This window comes from Actinokineospora spheciospongiae (assembly GCF_003182415.1).
Classification (GTDB): domain Bacteria; phylum Actinomycetota; class Actinomycetes; order Mycobacteriales; family Pseudonocardiaceae; genus Actinokineospora; species Actinokineospora spheciospongiae.
Genome location: NZ_QHCP01000003.1, coordinates 296,597 through 316,285, shown reverse-complemented (window position 1 = coordinate 316,285; position 19,689 = coordinate 296,597). Strand labels below are relative to the sequence as shown.

At 72.6% G+C, this 19,689-nt stretch carries 15 protein-coding genes; 5 read left to right on the top strand and 10 right to left on the bottom strand.

What is annotated here, in order from left to right:
- Positions 1 to 43: 43 nt before the first annotated feature.
- Together eccCa and DFQ13_RS09010 are read right to left on the bottom strand one after the other, a co-directional pair.
- Entirely contained in the window at positions 44 to 4,039 is a 3,996-nt protein-coding gene (eccCa, locus tag DFQ13_RS09015) for a type VII secretion protein EccCa (protein ID WP_110079472.1), read from the bottom strand.
- Positions 4,040 to 4,084: 45 nt separating this feature from the next.
- Positions 4,085 to 4,774 carry a hypothetical protein gene (locus DFQ13_RS09010; RefSeq protein ID WP_110079471.1) on the bottom strand — a complete coding sequence of 230 codons (690 nt, stop codon included), beginning with the start codon at positions 4,772 to 4,774 and terminating at the stop codon, positions 4,085 to 4,087.
- 136 nt (positions 4,775 to 4,910) lie between these two features.
- On the opposite strand from DFQ13_RS09010, the gene eccD reads away from it, so the two are divergent.
- Entirely contained in the window at positions 4,911 to 6,302 is a 1,392-nt protein-coding gene (gene eccD / locus DFQ13_RS09005) for a type VII secretion integral membrane protein EccD (RefSeq protein ID WP_110079705.1), read from the top strand.
- Complete coding sequence (mycP, locus tag DFQ13_RS09000) at positions 6,302 to 7,741, top strand: type VII secretion-associated serine protease mycosin (protein ID WP_110079470.1); 1,440 nt, start codon at positions 6,302 to 6,304, stop codon at positions 7,739 to 7,741. Before eccD ends, mycP begins: the two co-directional genes overlap by 1 nt.
- Positions 7,742 to 8,366: 625 nt before the next feature.
- Here mycP and DFQ13_RS08995 read toward each other — a convergent pair.
- From DFQ13_RS08995 to eccB, 3 genes are all read right to left on the bottom strand, one after another.
- Positions 8,367 to 9,635, bottom strand: coding sequence for a WXG100 family type VII secretion target (locus DFQ13_RS08995; RefSeq protein WP_052020790.1), 1,269 nt, complete (start codon positions 9,633 to 9,635; stop codon positions 8,367 to 8,369).
- A gap of 11 nt (positions 9,636 to 9,646) precedes the next feature.
- Positions 9,647 to 9,961, bottom strand: coding sequence for a hypothetical protein (locus DFQ13_RS08990; RefSeq protein WP_052020789.1), 315 nt, complete (start codon positions 9,959 to 9,961; stop codon positions 9,647 to 9,649).
- A 105-nt stretch (positions 9,962 to 10,066) separates the two neighbouring features.
- The gene (gene eccB / locus DFQ13_RS08985; protein WP_052020788.1) at positions 10,067 to 11,686 is read right to left on the bottom strand and encodes a type VII secretion protein EccB; all 1,620 of its coding nucleotides are present in this window, start codon (positions 11,684 to 11,686) and stop codon (positions 10,067 to 10,069) included.
- Positions 11,687 to 12,120: 434 nt separating this feature from the next.
- Here eccB and eccE point away from each other — a divergent pair, with 434 nt between their 5' ends.
- The 3 genes from eccE to DFQ13_RS08970 all read left to right on the top strand — a co-directional run bounded on the left by eccE (position 12,121) and on the right by DFQ13_RS08970 (position 15,892).
- On the top strand, positions 12,121 to 13,311 hold the full coding sequence (gene eccE, locus DFQ13_RS08980) for a type VII secretion protein EccE (RefSeq protein WP_110079704.1): 1,191 nt from the start codon (positions 12,121 to 12,123) through the stop codon (positions 13,309 to 13,311).
- Entirely contained in the window at positions 13,308 to 14,039 is a 732-nt protein-coding gene (locus DFQ13_RS08975; protein WP_052020787.1) for a hypothetical protein, read from the top strand. The genes eccE and DFQ13_RS08975 overlap by 4 nt, the downstream gene beginning before the upstream one ends.
- 293 nt (positions 14,040 to 14,332) lie before the next feature.
- Complete coding sequence (locus DFQ13_RS08970) at positions 14,333 to 15,892, top strand: S8 family peptidase (RefSeq protein ID WP_110079703.1); 1,560 nt, start codon at positions 14,333 to 14,335, stop codon at positions 15,890 to 15,892.
- Between the two features lie 94 nt (positions 15,893 to 15,986).
- Here the strand turns inward: DFQ13_RS08970 and truA are convergent, their stop codons facing one another.
- The 5 genes from truA to rpsK form a co-directional block, all read right to left on the bottom strand.
- Entirely contained in the window at positions 15,987 to 16,772 is a 786-nt protein-coding gene (truA, locus tag DFQ13_RS08965) for a tRNA pseudouridine(38-40) synthase TruA (RefSeq protein WP_200873318.1), read from the bottom strand.
- Positions 16,773 to 16,840: 68 nt separating this feature from the next.
- On the bottom strand, positions 16,841 to 17,419 hold the full coding sequence (gene rplQ / locus DFQ13_RS08960; protein WP_035279567.1) for a 50S ribosomal protein L17: 579 nt from the start codon (positions 17,417 to 17,419) through the stop codon (positions 16,841 to 16,843).
- A 48-nt stretch (positions 17,420 to 17,467) separates the two neighbouring features.
- On the bottom strand, positions 17,468 to 18,517 hold the full coding sequence (locus tag DFQ13_RS08955) for a DNA-directed RNA polymerase subunit alpha (RefSeq protein WP_035279566.1): 1,050 nt from the start codon (positions 18,515 to 18,517) through the stop codon (positions 17,468 to 17,470).
- A 134-nt stretch (positions 18,518 to 18,651) separates the two neighbouring features.
- The gene (gene rpsD / locus DFQ13_RS08950; RefSeq protein WP_035279565.1) at positions 18,652 to 19,257 is read right to left on the bottom strand and encodes a 30S ribosomal protein S4; all 606 of its coding nucleotides are present in this window, start codon (positions 19,255 to 19,257) and stop codon (positions 18,652 to 18,654) included.
- Positions 19,258 to 19,280: 23 nt separating this feature from the next.
- Positions 19,281 to 19,688, bottom strand: a complete 408-nt coding sequence (rpsK, locus tag DFQ13_RS08945; protein WP_035279563.1) for a 30S ribosomal protein S11 — start codon at positions 19,686 to 19,688, stop codon at positions 19,281 to 19,283.
- Position 19,689: the final 1 nt, after the last annotated feature.

The following is a 19,689-nucleotide window of genomic DNA, read 5'->3' as shown; positions in this document are numbered from 1 at the left end:
CCCGACCCCTCGGGCGAGGGGCCGGGGCTCGGGGGTGCCGCGGTTACTCCGGGTTGATCCAGGCGATCTGCATGAGGGCCTGGCCCACCTTGCGCGAGACCAGGGTGCCCCGGCCGGGTGGCATGACGCTGGGCTTGGTGGTGCCCAGCAGGGCGCCCTCGTCCTTGTTGCCGCTGCCGACGAGACCGGGGCTGGCGATCTCGCGGAGCTTGCCCAGGACCGGGTCGAACATGGCCCGGGAGGCGCCGCCGGTGCGGCGGACGGTGACCACGTGCAGGCCGACGTCCTTGGCCTGGGGGAGGAACTCGGCGATCGGTTGCAGCGGGTTGGTGCCCTGCGGGGCGACCAGGTCGTAGTCGTCGACGATGAGGAACAGTTCCGGGCCCTTCCACCAGCTCCGGTTCTTGAGCTGCTCCTGGGTGACGTCGGGGCCGGGGAGCCGCTTGAGCATGGAGCCCCGGACGTCCTTGACCATGTCGGTGAGCTGGTTGCTCGACACCGCGTAGCCCAGCAGGTGCTCGGTGTTGATGAAGCCGAGCATGGTGCGCCGGTAGTCGACCAGGATGATGACCGCTTCCTTGGGCGTGTAGCGGTCCATGATGCCCCGGACGATGGTGCGCAGCAGGTTCGTCTTGCCGGACTCGCCGTCGGCGAAGGCCAGGAAGTGCGGCTCCGCGTCAAAGTCCAGGTAGACCGGTGCCAGGTCGTTCTCGTCGACGCCGATGGGGACGAGCTTGGTGTCCCCGCGGGTGTCCTGGGCGAGCAGGTCCTCGTAGGACATCAGCTCGGGCAGCAGCCGGACCTTCGGCGCGTGCCTGCCGCGCCAAGCGGCGTTGATCTTGGCGACCGCGTCCTGGACGCCGCCCGCGACGTCCTCGGGGTTGCTGGAGCCGTCGACGCGGGGCAGGCCGGTGAGGAAGTGCAGCTTGTCCCGGGACAGGCCGCGGCCGGGGCGGCCCGCGGGGATGTTGACCGCGACCCTGCGGTCCACGTCGGACTCGCTGGGGTCACCGAGGCGCAGCTCGAAGCGGGTGCCGAGCAGGTCCTTGAGCGCGGGGCGGATCTCCGCCCAGCGGTTGGCGGCCACGACCACGTGGATGCCGAAGGACAGGCCCTGCGCGGCGAGGTTGACGACCTGCATCTCCAGGGACTCGAACTCCTGGCGGAAGTTCAGCCAGCCGTCGACGATCAGGAACACGTCGCCGAACGGGTCGTCCTTCAGGCCGCCCTGGCGCTTGCGGTTGCGGAAGTCGGTCATCGAGTCGATGCCCATGTCGCGGAAGCGCTGCTCGCGCTCGGCGACCAGGCCGGTGACCTCGGCGACCATCCGGCGCACCTTGTCCGGGTCGATCCGGCCCGCGACGCCGCCGACGTGCGGCAGCCCGTCCAGCGTGCCCATCGTGCCGCCGCCGAGGTCGAGGATGTAGAACTGCACCTCCTCGGCGGTGTGCGTCAGCGCCATCGACATGACCAGCGTGCGCAGCAGCATCGACTTGCCCGCCTGCGGGCCGCCCGCGATCGCCGCGTGGCCCGCGGCACCGGAGAAGTCCGCCCACAGCATGTCGCGGCGCTGCTCGTAGGGCTTGTCGACGATGCCCAGCGGCACCTGGAGCCTGCCGTTGCCGAAGAACCCGACCGGGGACAGGCCCCGGTCCTCGGTGACCTGCAGCGGCACCGTGAACAGCATGTCCAGCGAGCTGGGGTCGTTGAGCGGCGGCAGCCACACCGCGTGCGCGGGCGGGCCCTGCCCGACGAGCCGGTTGACGATCACGTCCAGCTCGCTGGCCTCGGTGCCGCCCTCGGGCTTCTTCTCCTCGACCACCGGGGCCAGCGGCTTCTCCGGCTCCTTGGGGATCTCCACGTAGTCGGGCACGAACAGCTTCGCCCGCCGGTCGCCGGAGACCGCCGCGACCGGTCCGGCGGCCTGCATCCCGGCCGGGCGGTAGGGCCCGGAGACGTACGCGGCCTTGAACCGGTGCATCGTGCTGGTGTCGAACTTGAGGTAGCCCGAGCCCGGGATGGACGGCAGCTCGAACGCGTCCGGCACGCCGATCGCGGCGCGGGACTCCGCGGCGGAGAAGGTCTTGAGGCCGATGCGGTAGGACAGGTGCGAGTCCAGGCCGCGCAGCTTGCCCTCCTCCAGCCGCTGCGAGGCGAGCAGCATGTGCATCTGCAGCGACCGGCCCAGCCGCCCGATGGCGACGAACAGGTCGATGAAGTCCGGCTTGGCCGAGAGCAGCTCGGAGAACTCGTCGACGACGATGAACAGCGCGGGCAGCGGGTCGAGGTCGGCGCCGTTCTCGCGGGCCTTCTCGTACTCCCACACGTTCTTGAAGTTGCCGCCGTTCTTGAGCGCCTCCTGCCGCCGGTTCATCTCCCCGGCGAGGGCGTCCTTCATACGGTCGACGAGGGTCAGGTCGCCCTGCAGGTTGGTGATGGTCGCGGCGACGTGCGGGGCGCCGTCGAGGCCGAGGAAGGTGGCGCCACCCTTGAAGTCGACCAGGATGAAGTTCAGCGTCGTCGACGAGTGCGTGGCCAGCATGCCCAGCACCAGCGTGCGCAGGAACTCGGACTTGCCGGAACCGGTCGCGCCGATGCACAGGCCGTGCGGGCCCATGCCCTCCATGGCCGCTTCCTTGATGTCGAGCTCGACGGCCTGGCCGAACTCGCCGACGCCGAAGGGCACCCGGTAGCGGTCGCGCACCGGCCGGGGCCGCCACGCCTGCTGAACGTCGAAGGTCATCGGGTCGCCCGGGATGCCCAGCAGCTCCAGCAGCGTCGGGTTGGACAGCAGCGGCTCCTCGTCGCCGGAGTCGGCCGCCGCGGCGCCCACCCGGTACGGGGACAGCTTGCGCGCCAGCGCCTCCGCCTCGGCCACGCTGAGCTGGTCCGGGGAGGCGAACCACTCCACGCCGCTGGCGCTGCGCGCGCCGAGCCGGTCGCCCTCGACCACCAGGCGCAGGCCGCGGCGGGCGGTGAGGTTGCCCAGCGACTCCGACAGGTCCAGCAGGGTGACCCCGACCAGGCCCTCCTCCAGGATGATCTGCTCCTCGCGGGTGACCTCGCCGTCGTCGATCACCACCACGACGTGCGGCTGGTCGGGCTGCGGCGGGGCGTTGCGGGTGAACCGCTGCCGGTCGCGCAGCTCGTCGTCGAGCCAGTCCTCGATCTGGGCCAGCGACCCGGCCATCATCCGCAACTGGCCGATGCCGTCGAGCAGGTTCGGGTGCTGCACGTGCGGCAGCCACTTGGCCCACTCCCACTCGGCCTTGGCCTTGCCCGAGGTGACCACGGCGACCAGCACGTCGTCGGGCGTGTGGAAGGTGACGAGCTGGGCCAGCAGCGCGCGGGCCAGGCCGCGGCACCGGTCCTTGTCGCCGGTGATGCCGACCGCGGCGAACCCGCGCACGGCGACCTGGATGGGCAGCTCGGGGACGATCGAGTGCGCCCGGACGAACCGGCGCAGGGCCAGCGTGGCGATCGGCTCCAGCTCGTCGACCGGGCCGGTCTGCGGCGGCACCAGCCGGGTGGCCAGCCGCTGCGAGCCGCGGCCCGCGCGCAGGTGGCAGAAGTCCGGGTCGGCCTGGCGGCGCTCCCACATCCGGCGGCTGGTGGCGATCGACCACAGCGCCTGCGGGTCGGGGTGGGTCCACTCCAGCGAGGCGCGCTGGTCGAGGGAGGCCTCGCGGGCCCGGTCGCGCATCTGGCCGAGGTAGCGCAGGTAGTCCTTGCGGTCCTCGTTCATCTCGGCCTTCTTCTGGCCACCGCCCCGGCCGCCCATGCCGCCGGCCATCATGCCGATCGTGGACATCAGGAACATGCCGCCGAAGAGCAGGGAGGACGGGTTCTTCCCGCCCACCATGAACATGAAGACCATCATCCCGACCGAGGCCACGATCATGACCGCGGGCAGCATCTTGAGCAGGATGTTGCCCGGGATGACCCTGGGCACCTCCGGCGGCGGCTCCAGGTGGACCTCCCCGCCGGGCTGCCGCGGCGCGGACAGGCGGGGCGAACGCTTGAACTGCAGCGTGCTCACCGGGCGGACACCTCTTCGACTCGATTTGCGGCTTGGGGGGTGAAACTACCGAACCGCCGGGTCCGGCCCGGCCGGTTCGGCGGAACGGGCCGCCGGGAGCGAGCCCACCAGGGCCGCCAGGAAGACCGCGCCCAGCACCACGGGGACGACCCCGCCGCCGGACACCGCGAGGAAGTAGACGATCCCGACCGACACCGCGCACACCGCGGCCCCGACGGCGAACCGCCCCGGCCCCCGCGCGCGCCGCCCGGCCAGGAAGACGGTGACCGCCACCAGCAGCAGGCTGCCGTGCACCAGCGCGGCCGGGTCCGCGTCGTCGCTGACGAACGCCCACCCGGTGATCACCCCGGCGACGAGCACGGCCAGCACCGGCAGGACCGCGGCCGGGGTGGGCCCGCGCCCCGGCCGCACCGCGGAGCCGACCAGCAGGACGAGCGCGGCCAGCAGGAAGACCACCCCGAACAGCAGCGAGCTCGGGTTGCGGCCGCCGAAGACGAACAGCACGCCCATCATCACGATCGAGGCCACCACCAGCACCAGCCCCAGGGCGACCCGGTCGGCCAGCTCGTGCCCGCTCGGCGTCCACACCAGCACGACCGCGGCGACCAGGTACACCAGACCGGGCAGGGCGCCCGCGGGGTGCCGCCCGGTCAGCTCGAACAGGAAGGCGCCCATGGCGACCGCGCCGACGACGGCCAAGACCGCCAGCGCGCGGTAGCCAACCCCTGCGGGCATTCGCCCCACCCCCGTGCTCGGCGACTTTCTGCGGAACCGCCGGACCCGGCGATGTCGGTGCGGCCATACTAGGACCGATTCGCGCCGGACCGGGGTCGGTCCGGCCAGACCTGTGGACAACTCGAGGGGGCAGGCGGTGGCAACGGGGACGACCGTGTTCAGCCGGGTGACGGTGGTCGCGCCGAGGACGCGCATCGACGTCGCCCTCCCGGCGGACGTGTCGGTGGCTGACCTGCTGCCGATGCTGCTGGAGATGGCCAAGGAGACCACCTCCGACGGCGGTGCCCGGCACGGCGGCTGGTGCCTGGCCAAGCTGGGCGACAACCCGCTGGACCCCAGCCGGACGCTGGGCGCGCTCGGCGTGGTCGACGGCGACATGCTGCAACTGCGCAAGCGCGCGGAGAACCCCCCGCCGCCGCTGTACGACGACGTGGTCGACGCGATCGCCGAGTCCGCGCCGGACAGCTACCGGCCGTGGACGAAGGAGACCGCGAACCGCATCGGGCACATCGCGGGCGCGCTGGCGCTGGTGCTCGGCGCGCTGGCGGTGCTGATGGCGGGCCCGCTGTCCGGCGGCGACAACCTGGCCCCGGCGATCACCGCGGGCGCCGCGGCGGTCGTGCTGGTGGCCCTGGGCGCGGTGCTGGCCAAGGCGTACCAGGCGCCGACGACCGGGGTGCTGGTCGCGGCGGCGGGCGGGCTGCCGATGGCGTTCGTCAGCGGCCTCTACATCGTGCCGGGCGAACCGGGCCGGGCCAGCCTGCTGCTGGCCTGCTCGCTGGTGCTGATCGTGGCCTCGGCGTCGATCATGCTGATCGGCGCGGGGGTGACCACGTTCGTCGCGGCGGGCACCGCCGCGCTGCTGGGAGTGGCCGCGTTCGCGGTGGCCACCCTGGTGGCGCACCCGGCGGCGGGCATCGGCGCGGGCACGGCCGCGGTGGCGCTCGGCGCGCTGTCGGTACTGCCCCGGCTGACCATCCAGCTCGCCAGGCTGCCGCTGCCGAACGTGCCGGGCAGCGCGGAGGACCTCAAGGAGGACACCGGCTTCCCCGACTACCGCTCCATCGAGCGGCGGGCGGGCCTGGCGCACGAGTACATGACCGGCATGATCATCGGCTGCGGCGCGGCGGCGGCCACCGGCGCCATCGTCAGCGCGGGCTCCCCGGAGGTCTGGGGCGTCATCCTGGGCGTCGTGGCGACGCTGGTGCTGCTGCTGCGCGCCCGCACCTACGCCAACGGCAGCCAGGCGATCGCGCTGCTGGCCACCGGGATGCTCTCGGCGGTCGGCATCCTCATCGGCTGGCTGCTCGAGGCCGACAGCTTCGAGCGGCTGCTGTGGGTGTTCGGCGCGCTGGTGCTGATCGCGGCGGCGGCGATGGTGCTCGGCGTGGTGTTCCCCGAGCAGCGCTTCTCCCCGCCGCTGCGGCGCACGGTGGAGGTCTTCGAGGCCATCTGCATCGCGGTCGTGCTGCCGCTGGCGCTGGCCGTGATGGACCTCTACAGCAGCCTGCGGCAGGTGAGCCTCTGATGCGGGCGCGGCGGATCGGGGCGGTGCTCGGCGCCGCGGCGATCGCGGTGGCGCTGCCCGCGGTCCCCGCGTCCGCGCAGCAGCAGCCGCCCCCCGGCGGCAGGCCGTCCCCGGTGGACACCAGGGCGGTCCCGCCGCCGCTCGACCCGAACTGGCAGGTGCCCAAGGTCGGCGGCCCGGACGCGACCTACGCGCCGAAGACCGCGTGCATCGCCCCGGCGTCCGGGCAGCGGTTCGACCTGAAGAACAAGCCGTGGGGCCAACTGGAGATGCAGTTCGACGAGCTGCACCAGTTCTCCCGCGGCGAGGGCGTCACGGTCGCGGTGATCGACACCGGTGTCCGCAAGCACGACTACCTCACCGTGCGCGGCGGCGGCGACTTCGTCATCGCCGCCCACAACGGCCTCGAGGACTGCGACGGCCACGGCACCGAGGTCGCGGGCATCATCGCCGCGCACCCGCCCGCGGACGGCCAGATCGGGTTCGTCGGCATCGCCCCCGGCGCGGAGATCCTGTCCATCCGCCAGTCCAGCGCCAACTACGAGGGCAAGCGCCCCACCGCGGCCGACCCGGACCCGCGCGCCGAGCCCGCGGGCACCCTGGAGACGCTGGCCCAGGCCGTGGTGTCGGCGGCGAACCAGGGCGCCCGCGTGATCAACATGTCGGTGGACAGCTGCCGCCCGGCCGACCTGCCGATCCAGCCGTCGGAGAAGAACCTCCAGGCCGCCCTGCGCTACGCCCACGAGCAGATGGACGTCGTCCTGGTCGCCTCCGCGGGCAACTATGGCCAGGACTGCGAATCCGGCGTCAACGCGGGCGACCCGACCCGGCCGGACCACCTGGTGCTGCCGCCGTGGTTCTCCGAGTACGTGATCTCGGTGGCCGCCATCCAGGCCAACGGCGACCCGGCCGACTTCTCCGTCCCCGGCCCGTGGGTCACCGTCGCCGCCCCCGGCACCAACATCATCTCCCTGGACCCCACCACGAACGACGGCCTGGTCAACCTCCAGGTCGTGAACGGCAAGAGCCAGGAGATCCAGGGCACCAGCTTCGCGGCCCCGTACGTGGCGGGCCTGGCCGCGCTGATCCGCTCCTACCGCAAGGAACTGAGCGCCAAGCAGGTGTCGGAGCGGATCAAGCTGACCGCCATCCACCCGGCCGCGCCCGGGGGCCGGGACAACCGCATCGGCTACGGCATGATCAACCCACTGGCGGCGCTGACCGCGGCGATCCCCGCCGAGAAGGGCATCCAGCCGGACCAGCCGCTGGACATGAAGGCCGAGCTCCCGGGCCCGATCGTGAAGAACTGGGCGCCGATGCAGGTGGCGCTGATCGGCTCCGCGGGCGGGTTGCTGTTGCTGCTGCTGACGCTGTTCGTCGTGCACACGGTCCGGCGGAACCGAGGCGGCGGGAAGGACGAGCTGCGCGGGATGGCCTAGCCGGGGGTTCCGGTCAGCGGCCTGGCTCTCGGCCGGAGCCCGGTCGGTCTTGCGGGGCTTGGGCCAGGCTCCTGTGGACAGGTCGGGCTTCGGCTGCGCTTGGTGTCGGCGCCTGCTGCTTGGATTGATTCGGGGGCTTCGCGGATCGGACTGTGGACAAGTCCGATCCAGCTTGGGGTTTGTGTCGGTGCCGCGTGGTTGGGTTGATTCGGGGGCTGCTCTGGCGGGGTGCGCTGCGTGCGGGGTGCTGGATCGGGTGGTTGTTCTTGGTCGGGGCCCCTGCGAAGACCCTCTGCGGCGGTGCGCGTGAGTGGGCGAAGGGATGCCCACCTCGCGAAGCCAGCTTGGCAGAGGGTCTTCTCCCCCAACCAAGAACAACCACCCGATCCAGCGCACCACCACTTCTCTGCGCCGTGGCCGCAGGCTCGCACCGACGCCCGGACCCGGGTGCGAGTGGCGGTGGTTCACCACATTGCCGCGCCGTGGCCGCAGGCTCGCGCCGACGCCCAGCCCCGGGTGCGCGTGGCGATGGCTCACCGCCTCGCTGCGCGTGACCGCCGGCTTGTGCCCCTGCGAGCTGGGCGGACTACGGGTGCCGGGGCAGCCCGTGGTGGTGGGGAGCGGGTCAGGCGGGGTCGTCGCCGATGACGGAGGGGCTGGCTCGGCCGGGTTTGCCGAAGATGTCCTCCGGGTTGCCCGCGACCTTGGTCCTGGCCTTGTGCTCGTTGTTGCCGCCCTGGGCGCCCATGCCGCCGCCCATGGGCATGCCGCCCATCATCCCGCCCATGCCGCGGCCGCCCGCCGAGGCGGCGGCGGGGGCCGCGCCGCCGTTGGGCATCCCGCCGGGTTTGCCGGGGCCCGCCTCGCCGACGCCCGTGGCCGCGCCGCCCGCGCTCAGCGGGGTGGCCGGGGAGGCCGCGCCGCCGCCGAGGCCCGCGCCACCGCCGCCGAAACCACCACCGCCGCCGCCGAAGCCGCCGCTGCCCAGGCTCGCGCCGCCGCCCGGGGGGTCTGGGGTCGCGGCGGCGGGGGTGACGGCCGCGGGGACGTCGACCGGGGGGACTTCGGCGGTGATGCCCCAGTTCTCCTCGGGGAAGGTGTGGGCCATGGTGATCTTGTCGAAGACCTGGGAGCCGTCGACGCCCTCGCACAGCTTGACCAGGGCTTCGAGGACCTGGCGGGTGGCCTCGAACAGTTCCCGGGTGGGGCGGCGCATCTGGTCGAGGTACTGGCGGGTGCGCTCCTCGCCCTGCACCGGGCCGGACATGGCCTGCGAGGTGGTCTCGGCCATCTCCACCAGGACGCCCGCCATGTCCTCGACGACCTGGCGGAGGCCGTCGGCGGTGGTGTCGAGGACCTCGCCCATGGTGATCATGGCGTCGGCCAGGTCGTGACCGGCGAGGCCGACGCGGTTGACGTAGTCGATGAAGGACTCGGCGTCGGCTCCCTGCCAGGCGGCGTCGAGGCCGCCGAGGGGCTGGGTGAGGCCCTCGGTGACGACCTCGGCCACCGCGCCCACCGCCCGCCAGCGGTCGGCCTCGGCGTGCATGTCGCTCCACCGGCCGACGACCGGGGCGAAGTACTCCTGGACCGGGTCGGGGATGCCCAGTTCCGCGCACAGCGCGCTCAGGAAGTCCAGGTACGCCGAGAGGTCGGACCGGATCTGCGCGCCGTCGCGGCCACCCTGGGCCTGGCTGGGGCGCGGGGTGGGGGTGGCGACCGGGGCGGGCGGCGACGGCTGGGCGCGGGTGTCCGGGGGCAGGGCGCTGGACAGCCCCGCCTCACCGGCGTCGAGGGCGGCGCTGATCGGGCGGGACTGCCAACCGCCGAAGGCGGGGTCGGTGGACAGGCCCGCCGGGCCTGCCGCGCCGTCGGCGGGCTCTCGGGTGCGCATGGTCGCCCCTCTCAGGCCTGGCCGCTGCGGTTGATGGAGGCGATGCCGTCGCCGTCGGAGGACTCGTACTTCTCGGCGACCTGGGTGAGGCTGGTGGAGGCGGACTTGAGCGCCTCCACGCCCCGGGTGAGCTGGGTGCGCAGCGCCTCGGCGGCGCGCAGGTAGGACTCGGTGACCCGGACGGTGTCGCCCAGGGTGCCGAAGGTCTCCGAGGTGAGCGGGGCGGTGCGCAGCACGGCCGCGCCCTCGGACAGGACCTCGGCCGCCTCGCCGACGTTGTACGCGTACTGGCTCACCCAGGTGGGGTCGACCTTGATCGTGGCCATCGGGTGCGCACCTCCTCGGTCACGGGGCGTTGCTCACCGGTGTGACGGTAGTCGTCGGCGCCCGGTTCCCGTGACCACCGATCAGCCGCCCGCCGGGGCGTCCGGTCAGCCCCCGCCCGCCGGGTTGGCCGCGGTCGACGGGAACAGGCCGGGCTCGACCGGCACCGTGTCGTAGGTCTGGAGCACGTCGGTGGTGCTCAGCGAGGCGCCGTCGGGCAGCAACTGCACGATGGACACCGGGGCGGGCAACTGGTTGTCCAGGCCCAGCGCGTTGGCGCTGCGGGCGTCGGGCACGCCGTACTTCACGCCGCGGTCGGAGATCAGGTAGATCGGGCCGGTCTGGAAGTTCATCCGGTTCGTCGCCCCGCGCACCACGGCCGCCTTGCCCGGCGGCATGTAGAACGAGTCGATGCGGATCTGCGCGCTGCCCGGGCTGGTGATCGGGATGGTGGCGGGCTCGCCGTCGGCGTTGAACCGGTCGATCGGCAAGCGCTTGCCGACGTGCACCTTGGTCTGCTGGTCAGCGTCCTGGCCCTCGCCGACCAGGCCCCAGCCCAGGCAGGCGACCGGGGAGTTGATCGGGTCGAGCACCTCGGGCACCTGCGCCGGGAACGACGAGTCGTCGATCACGCCGTTGGGGCTCTTGGCGGGCAGTTCGGCCGGGCTGATCTGCTTGATGTCGGCGCCGCCCGCGGTGGTGGTGAAGCGGATCAGGTCGGCGGTGGACCGCTTGATCTGCTGGACGCCGTCCCGCAGGACCACGTAGTACTCCAGGACGCGCCCGGCGCGCTCGACCTCCAGGACCGCGCCCACCACCAGGTCGTCGGCGGTGCGACCGCCCACGCCGGGGATGGTGGGCGCGGTCAGCGGCGCGACCGGGGGGATGGCGTTGAGCAGGCCGTCGGTGATGTTGCGCTCGGTGCCCTTGTTCCTGGTCTCCAGGCTGAGCACGTCCTTGATGCTGCGGCTGGTCGTGTCGACCTCGGCGCGCACCGTGTCGGCGTTGGGGACGTTCGCCGTCGCGGGCTTGCGGTAGACCAGGTAGGTCTTGCCCGCCCGGTCGCGGACCAGCAGCGACTCCGTCTCGGCCAGCTCGGGGCCGAGGTCGGGCACGCCGCCGATGACGCTGGTCTCGATCTTGTTCTCGTTCGCCACCCGGTTGAGCGAGGGGTCGTTCTGGTAGGCGTCGCAGACCGCCCAGTTGGCGCTGATCCGCTCGGCCGCGGAGCCGGGGAGGAACTGCGGGCCGTCCTGGATGCCGGTGAGGCGCTCGCGCGGGAGGCCGATCAGCTTGTCGTCCGGGACGACCTCGGGCTGCACGACCTGACCGCCGCCGCCCGCGTCGGTGTTGCTCGCCGGGGCCTGGTTCTGGCCGGAGGAGCTGCGGGCGAGCATCAGCAGCCGGGCCGAGGCCAGGTTGAACGTGGGGATCAGGACGTCGCCCTTGAGCGGGTCCTTCCACTTCACGTAGACCGCGCCGGAGGGCTTGCCGATGATGATCCCGGTGTTCTCCGGTGCCTTGCCGGTCGGGTTGAGCAGGCCGACGACGAGGAAGCCGACGCAGATGATGGCCGCGATGCAGACCCCGACGATGGTGGCCCGCGAGTGCGTGCGCATCGGGTCGTGCAGCATGACCGCGTCCTTGCGCACGAGTGCCGACTGCATCCGGCGCAGCACGAAGCGGTACGCCTGGACCTGAGACTTCGTCGTTGGTGTTGATGGCATTCTCGGCCTGCTGCTCTCCCCGTCGCGGTACCGTTCCGCAGGATAGCCGTACGGCTCCGGCCGTACGCGGGTCTTGCGCCATCCTGTGGAAAACCCGGGACCGCGCAGGCGCCGAGCAGCACCGATGAGGGGAAGAGACCGATCGGATGTCCGTGACCACTCCGCCACGACAGGGCAGGACGCCACCACCTGGACAGCCGCCGCGCCCCGGCGACCCCGGGGGTCCGGGCGGTGGCCCCGGCAGACCGGGCGGCCCCGGAGGACCCGGTGGCCCGGGTGGTCCCGGTGGGCCGGGCGGTCCGGGCGGACCCGGTGGCCCCGGTGGCCCCGGTGGGCCCGCGCGCCCGCCCGGTCAGCCCGCCGAACCGGAGCAGCCGCGCGCCAGGGTGGCGGCCCGCAGGCGCACCAAGGGCGCCAGCCTGGGCTCGCTGCCGGTGTCGAACCTGGTCGTCCTCGAGGTCGGCGCGGCCATCGGGCTGGTCCTGCTCGCGATCGACCTCACCATGGTCTACGTCGCCATCGGCATCGCCGCGGTGGCGCTGGTGGTGGCGTTCCTGCGCTGGCGCGGCCGCTGGTTCACCCAGTGGATCGGGCTCACCACCCGCTACACCTTCCGGTCGCACTCGCGCACCACCAAGCCCGTCGACCCGGTGACCATGGAGGAGCAGCTCGCCGCCGCCGAGGAGGCGACCACGGTCACCGGCCCGGACGACGCGCGGGTGGCGCTGCTGCGGCTGGCCGTGCCGGACCTGGTGGTGGCGCACGGCGCCGACCACGAGCGCAGGCCGCTGGGCCTGGCCTGGCACGAGGGCACCTGGACCGCGGTGCTGCTGGTCGACCCGGCGCCCGCGCTGGTGAGCGCGGTCGGCTCCACGCCGAGCCTGCCGCTGGGCGCGCTGGCGCCGTGCCTGGAGGACCGCGGGGTGGTGCTCGACGCGATCCAGGTGATCTGGCACTGCTACCCGGGCAGCGTGGCGCTGCCGCCGAACTCCCCCGCCCTGGCGTCCTACCTGGAGGTGCTGGGCCCGCTGCCCGCGGCCGCCCGGCGCACCACCTGGGTGGCGGTCCGGCTGGACCCGCGGCGCTGCCCGGCGGCGGTGCGCGAGCGCGGCGGCGGTGTCGTCGGCGCGCACCGGGCGCTGATCGGCGCCCTGTCCCGGGTGCGCAACGCGCTGGAGTCGCGCGGCGTGCCGACCCGGCCGCTGGACCCCGACGAGCTGCTGCGCGCCGGGATCTCCTCCGCCGAGCTGACCGGGGTCGCCGGGTCGACCGACCGGGTGGGGCTGCGCGAGCGCTGGACCGGGGTCACCGCGGCGGGCATCGGGCACGCCAGCTACGCGATCACCGGCTGGCCGCAGGGCAAGATGGCGACCAGCCTGAACGCGCTGACCGGGGTGCGCGCGCTGTCGGCGACGGTGGCGATGTCCATCTCCCCGGGCACCGACGACGACCAGGTCGGCCTGCGCGGGCTGGTGCGGGTCAGCGCCCGCAACCCCGACGAGCTGAGCCTGGCCGACGAGCGGCTGACCGCGATCTCCGACCGGCTCGGCATCACCCTGACCCCGCTGCGCGGCCTGCAGGTGGCCGGGCTGGCGGCGACACTTCCGCTGGGAGGCCGGGCATGAGCGGGTCGAGCAGGCTGCTGGACACCCAGGGCGGCGGGGCGAGCATCGCCCCGGAGTTCCTGGTGTCGCCGGACATGCTGGACGCGGTGAGCCCCTCCGGTGACCGCGGCGGCATGGTGCTCGGCTCGGGCTTGCAGGGCGAACCGCTGACGATCTCCGCGCTGCGGCCCGCGCCGACCAGGATCGTGCTGGTCGGCGGGCTGTACCTGGCCCGGCAGGTGGCGCTGCGGGCGATGGCCGTCGGCGCCTGGGTGGTGGTCGCCACCGGGCGGCCCGCGGCCTGGCAGATGTTGCAGAAGGCGGCGGGCGAGGGCCCCGACGGGCGGCTCGCGCCGCTGGTGCAGATCCGGCGGCTGAGCCCGGTTGAGCTGCCCCGGCCGTCCGAGGACGGCCCGCTGATGGTGGTGCACGACGGCGGCCCGACCCCGCAGGAGCTGTTCCCGCCGCGCACACCGTGGCAGACCACGGTGTACGTGCTGCCCTACATGCACCCGCAGGCGGGGGCGACGGCGAACGCGGCCGACCTGGTGCTGCTGCAGCGGCTGCCGGTCGGGCAGGCGCAGTTGGCGGCGCGGATCTGGCGGCTGCCGCCGCCGATGGTGCAGCAGCTCACCTCGCTGGCCGACGACCAGGTGGTGGCCCTGGGCCGCAACCTGTGGAAGCCGCTGCGGCTGGTCACCACGCAGAAGGAGCAGCAGATCCTGGGCCCGGTCCGGCGCGGCGACTGAGCAGGTCGCAACCGGTTCCACGAACCCCCACCCCTTCCGGCGGCGGGGGGTTCGTCCGTTCGAAGTGGCCGGTGGGCACTGGATCGACCAAAAGGCGCATTCCGTTGCCGGCGGCGGCCAACTGTTCATAAGTGGCGTGGGGAAATCCCCGACGCGCCTTGCGCCGGAAATGCGCGTTCGCCACTGTTGTGCTCAGTTCGCGCGAACAAACGTTCACCAGCATCTCTCCAGCACGCGGCCCGGTTGTGAGGGCCTCCGCCGCCGCGTGCCCCCTGCTTGAAGGAGCCATGCACATGCGTTTGTCTCGCACTGCCTTACAGCGCTTCGCCGGGTTGGGCCTGGCCGCCGCCGCGACCCTCGCGGCGAGCGTGTCGCTGGCCGCGCCCGCCTCCGCCGCCCAGGGCACGATCCTGGGCGCGGACCGGGCCGACGTCGTCCCCGGCAGCTACATCGTCGTGCTCAAGAACGGCCTGTCGGCCGCGGCGAGCACCGACGGCCTCGCCGCCGCCTACGGCGGCCAGGTCGGCCACCGCTTCTCCTCGGTCAACGGGTTCTCCGCGAAGATGTCCGAGACCCAGGCCAGGAAGCTCGCCGCCGACCCGTCGGTGGCCTACGTCGAAGCCGACCAGGTCGTGCGGATGTCGGTCGACCAGACCAACCCGCCGTCCTGGGGCCTGGACCGCATCGACCAGCGGGACCTGCCGCTCAACAGCGTCTACTCGTACGCGACCACCGCGTCGAACGTGAACGCCTACATCATCGACACCGGCATCAACTTCCCGCACAGCGACTTCGGCGGTCGCGCGGTCAGCGGCACCGACAAGGTGGACAACGACAACGACGCCACCGACTGCCAGGGCCACGGCACGCACGTGTCCGGCACCGTCGGCGGCGCGGCGTACGGCGTGGCCAAGGGCGTCAAGCTGATCGGCGTGCGGGTGCTCGACTGCAACGGCTCCGGCACCACCGCGGGTGTCATCGCGGGCGTCGACTGGGTGACCGCGAACGCGGTGAAGCCCGCCGTGGCCAACATGAGCCTGGGCGGTGGCGCGTCCACCACCCTGGACAACGCGGTGGCCGCCTCGATCGCCTCCGGCGTCACCTACGCCGTCGCGTCGGGCAACTCCAACGCCAACGCGTGCGGCTACTCCCCCGCCCGCGTGCCCACGGCGATCTCGGTGAACGCCTCGGACCGCAACGACGCCAGGGCGAGCTTCTCCAACTTCGGCACCTGCACCGACATCTTCGCGCCCGGCGTGGGCATCACCTCGGCGTGGATCGGCGGCACCTCCGCCACCAACACCATCAGCGGCACCTCGATGGCCTCCCCGCACATCGCGGGCGGCGCGGCGCTGTACCTGGCCGCCAACCCGACCGCCACCCCGGCTCAGGTCGCCTCGGCGCTGATCTCGGCGGCCACCCCGAACAAGATCACCAACCCGGGCACCGGCTCGCCGAACCTGCTCCAGTACACCGGCACCGGCGGCACCACCCCGCCCGGACCGGGCTGCGCCGCGGTCACCAACGGCACCGCGACCAACATCCCGGACCTCAGCACGATCAACAGCAGCATCACCGTCTCCGGCTGCTCCGGCAACGCGGGTTCGGCCTCGACGGTGGCGGTGAACATCACCCACACCTACCGCGGTGACCTCACCATCACCCTCGTCGCGCCGGACAACTCCACCTACCTGCTGAAGAGCTCCAACAGCTCGGACGGAGCGGACAACGTCGTCGCGACCTACACGGCGAACCTGTCGTCCGAGCCCGCCAACGGCGTCTGGAAGCTCCGGGTCGCCGACGTGTACGCGGGTGACACCGGCAAGCTGAACACCTGGACGCTCGACCTCTGAGCGCTGCGATCGGCAGCCTGATCGGCTGGACCACGGTGAACGGCCCGGACTCCCCCGAGTCCGGGCCGTTCGTCCGCGGTGCCTGCCGTGGGGCTCAGAGGGTGCGGACCCGGCGGGTGAGCTCGGCGCGGGCCGCCAGTTCGGCGTCGGCCGGGTAGTCCACGCCGACCAGGGCCAGACCGTGCGCCGGGGCGACGGTGATGGCGCTGGGGCGCTCGGTGGCGGTCAGCATCCCGGCGGGCCAGCCCGGGGGCTTGCGGCCCTCGCCGACCGCCAGCAGCGCGCCGACCAGGCTGCGGACCATGGAGTGGCAGAAGGCGTCGGCGGACACCCTGGCCTCCAGGGTGCCGTCGGCCGCGCGGGACCAGTCCAGGCGCTGGAGTTCGCGGATGGTGGTGGCGCCCTCGCGGCGCTTGCAGAAGGCCACGAAGTCGTGCTCGCCCAGCAGCAGCGCCGACGCGGCGTTGAGCGCGCCGAGGTCCAGCGGGCGGGGCCAGGTGACGACGTGGTTGCGGCGCAGCGGGTCCGCGCTCGCCTGGTGGTCGCACACGCGGTAGGCGTAGTGGCGGCGCAGCGCCGTGAAGCGGGCGTCGAACTCCGGTGGGACGGGGGTGGCGGCGCCGACGCGGACGTCCGCGGGCAGCGCGCGGGCCAGGCGGGGCACCAGGACGCCCAGGTCGACGTCGGCGGGCAGGTCGACGTGGGCGACCTGCCCGGTGGCGTGCACGCCCGCGTCGGTGCGGCCCGCGACCGTCAGCCGGACGTCGAGGCGCAGCACCAGCGACAGCGTGTCCTCCAGGACCCCGCACACCGTGCGGCGGGCGGGTTGGCGGGCCCAGCCGGAGAAGTCGGTGCCGTCGTAGGCGATGTCCAGGCGCACCCGTCGAACACGGACGAGCCCGCCGCCCCCGGTGGGGGTGGCGGGCTCGTCCGTGGTGTGCTGCGAGGTCAGGACTTGTCCTTGGCGCCCTCGGCGGGCTCCTCGGCGGCGTCCTTGGTGGCCGACTCGGGCGCCTCGGCGTCCTGGTCGACCGCGGTGTCCTCAGCGGGGGCCTCGGTGGTGGCCGCGTCGGTCTCGTCGACCTTGGCGTCCTCGACCGGGGCGTCCGCCTTCGGCTCGTCCTTGGCGAACCTGGTCTTGCGCGCGGCCTCGGCCTCGGCGGTGACCGTCTTCTCCTGGATCAGTTCGATGACCGCCATGGGGGCGTTGTCGCCCTTGCGCGGCATCGTCTTGGTGATCCGGGTGTAACCGCCGGAGCGGTCGCTGAAGAACGGGCCGATCTCGACGCAGAGGCGCTGCACGACGTCCTTGTCGCGGATCACCTTCATGATCTCGCGGCGGTTGTGCAGGTCGCCGACCTTGGCCTTGGTGATCAGGCGCTCGGCGTAGGGGCGCAGGCGCTTGGCCTTCGCCTCGGTCGTGGTGATCCGGCCGTGCTGGAACAGCGCGGTGGCCAGGTTGGCCAGCAGCAGCCGCTCGTGCGCGGGGCCCCCGCCGAGACGGGCGCCCTTCGTGGGGGTGGGCATTGCTTGCTCCTTGTGGAAATCCGCTGCTCAGGCGTCCTCGCGGACGACTCAGAGCTGCTCGGTCTCTGCGTAGTCCTGGCCGTCGTCGGTGCCGGTGTCCGCGGTGTCCGACCAGCCGTCGGTCGCGTAGTCCGCCGCAGCGGCCGTCGGGTCGAACCCGGGCGGGCTGTCCTTGAGGGCCAGGCCCAGACCGACGAGCTTCATCTTGACCTCGTCGATGGACTTGGCACCGAAGTTGCGGATGTCCAGCAGGTCCGCCTCGCTGCGCGACACGAGTTCACCCACGGTGTGGATGCCCTCGCGCTTGAGGCAGTTGTAGGAGCGGACGGTGAGGTCGAGGTCCTCGATCGGCATCGCGTAGGCGGCGATGGTGTCCGCCTCCTGCGGCGAGGGGCCGATCTCGATGCCCTCGGCGTCCACGTTCAGCTCGCGGGCGAGCCCGAACAGCTCGACCAGCGTCTTGCCCGCGGACGCGACCGCGTCGCGCGGGGTGATCGACGGCTTGGTCTCGACGTCGAGGATGAGCTTGTCGAAGTCGGTGCGCTGCTCGACGCGGGTGGCCTCGACCTTGTACGTCACCTTGAGCACGGGCGAGTAGATGGAGTCGACCGGAATCCGGCCGATCTCCGCGCCCGCCTGCTTGTTCTGGACCGCCGGGACGTAGCCGCGACCGCGCTCGACCACGAGCTCGATCTCCAGCTTGCCCTTGCCGTTCAGGGTGGCGATGTGCAGGTCGGGGTTGTGCACCGTGACGCCCGCGGGCGGCACGATGTCGCCCGCGGTGACCTCGCCGGGGCCCTGCTTGCGCAGGTACATCGTCACCGGCTCGTCCTCCTCGGAGGAGACCACCAGCTCCTTGAGGTTCAGGATGACGTCGGTGACGTCCTCCTTCACCCCGGGGACGGTGGTGAACTCGTGCAGCACGCCGTCGATGCGGATGCTCGTGACCGAGGCACCCGGGATCGACGAGAGCAGCGTGCGGCGCAGCGAGTTGCCGAGCGTGTAGCCGAAGCCGGGCTCGAGCGGCTCGATGACGAAGCGGGAGCGGGTCTCGACGACCGGCTCCTCGGCCAGGGTGGGACGCTGTGAGATGAGCACTCTGGGTTCTTCCTTCCCTGTGGGCGCCCGCTATTTGACGCCCGGACTGATTGGGATGCCCGCGCGCGCTCCCCGTCTGGAGGGGGTGTGCGCGCGAGCGGGGCGGCGGCTCCTGCGCCACCGCCCCCGCGCGATCACTTCGAGTAGAGCTCGACGATCAGCTGTTCCTGCACGGGCACGTCGATCTGCGCGCGCTCGGGCAGCTGGTGCACCAGAATCCGCAGGTTGGACTGCACGACCTGCAGCCAGCCCGGGATCGGGCGGTCGCCGAAGGACTCCTTGGCGGCCACGAACGGCAGCGTCGAGAGCGACTTGGGCTTGACATCGATGATGTCGAACTTGCTCACCTGGAACGACGGGATGTTGACCTTGCGGCCGTTCACGATGAAGTGCCCGTGGCTGACCAACTGGCGGGCCTGGCGCCGGGTGCGCGCGAGACCCGCGCGGTACACGACGTTGTCCAGGCGCGACTCGAGCAGCTGGAGCAGGACCTCACCGGTCTTGCCCTGGCGGCGCACGGCCTCCACGTAGTACTTGCGGAACTGCTTCTCGAGGACGCCGTAGGTGTAGCGCGCCTTCTGCTTCTCCTGGAGCTGAAGCAGGTACTCGCTCTCCTTGATCCGCCCGCGGCCGTGCTGGCCCGGGGGGTAGGGGCGGCGCTCGAACGCCTGGTCCCCACCGACGAGGTCGACCTTGAGGCGACGCGAGATGCGCGTCGCGGGCCCGGTGTAGCGTGCCATTTCTTGTTACTCCTCCCCGTTCCTCAGACCCGGCGCCGCTTGGGCGGGCGGCAGCCGTTGTGGGGCTGCGGGGTCACGTCCTGGATGGTGCCGACCTCGAGGCCCGCCGCCTGCAGCGAGCGGATCGCGGTCTCCCGGCCGGAGCCGGGGCCCTTCACGAACACGTCGACCTTCTTCATGCCGTGCTCGGCGGCCTTGCGGGCGGCGCTCTCGGCGGCCATCTGCGCCGCGAACGGCGTGGACTTGCGCGAGCCCTTGAAACCGACGTGGCCGGAGGAGGCCCACGCGATCACGGCACCGGTCGGGTCCGTGATGGACACGATGGTGTTGTTGAACGTGCTCTTGATGTGAGCGTGCCCGTGGGCGACGTTCTTCTTTTCCTTGCGCCGGACCTTCTTGGCTCCGGCGCCGGTACGCGACTTGGGGGGCATG